The sequence below is a fragment of the Microcoleus sp. K4-B3 genome (genome assembly GCF_036704615.1).
Classification (GTDB): domain Bacteria; phylum Cyanobacteriota; class Cyanobacteriia; order Cyanobacteriales; family Microcoleaceae; genus Microcoleus.
Genome location: NZ_JAUBSF010000007.1, coordinates 9,399 through 10,315, shown reverse-complemented (window position 1 = coordinate 10,315; position 917 = coordinate 9,399). Strand labels below are relative to the sequence as shown.

Genomic DNA, 917 nt, shown 5'->3' with positions numbered 1-917 from the left:
GCCAATGCGACAGTCGGTAACTTTGTCACAGTTGACGCCAAAACTTACACCTTTGATGTGACTCCGAATGCTGATGGTAATGTCACGGTTGATGTACCTGCGGCAAGAGCAACTGATATTGCGGGTAATAACAATACCGCAGCAAATCAGTTAACTCGCACTGCTGACATCACTGCACCTGCTGTTACTTTAACATCAACTTCAGCAACCAAAGTCAACGCCCCGTTTAGCGTCACAGCAACATTCAGTGAAGATGTTACCGGGTTTGATAATACTGATATCACCGTAGCCAATGCGACTGTCGGTAAGTTTGTCACAGTTGACGGCAAAACTTACACCTTTGATGTCACACCCACTACTGATGGCGCTGTCACAGTTGATGTACTTGGGGCTCAAGCTACGGATGCAGTAGGTAATAGTAATACAGCAGCAACTCAATTAACTCGCAACGCTGATGCTACAGCGCCTACTGCTAACTTGGGGGCAATTTCTAACATTACTACAGCCGACGGTACAAGTCAGACATTGACAGTTACTTTCACAGATATCAGTGGAGTTGATGTTAGCAGTTTAGATAATTCTGACCTTGTTGTAAATTGGTCAGGTGGTGCTATTCCTGCTACCTTTGTCAGCGTCGATACTAATAGTAATGGTACGCCTCGGACAGCAACATATTCATTTACTCCGCCTGGTGGAATTTGGGATAATACTGACAATGGTACTTACACAGTTAATTTGCAAGCATCCCAGGTAAAAGATGCTGTTGGCAATTTGTCGGCTGCTAGCAGTTTAGGTACTTTTGGCGTGAATATTGCCACACCAACTCCCGCACCTGTACCAACACCAACTCCCGCACCTGTACCAACACCAACTCCCGCACCTGTACCAACACCAACTCCCGCACCTGTACCAACACC

At 46.2% G+C, this 917-nt stretch carries 1 protein-coding gene; it reads left to right on the top strand.

Going from position 1 to position 917, the window contains the following annotated elements; all coding sequences use genetic code 11:
* Positions 1-917, top strand: a 917-nt coding sequence (locus QUA78_RS05605; RefSeq protein WP_333398647.1) for an Ig-like domain-containing protein, incomplete at both ends; no start/stop codon positions are given.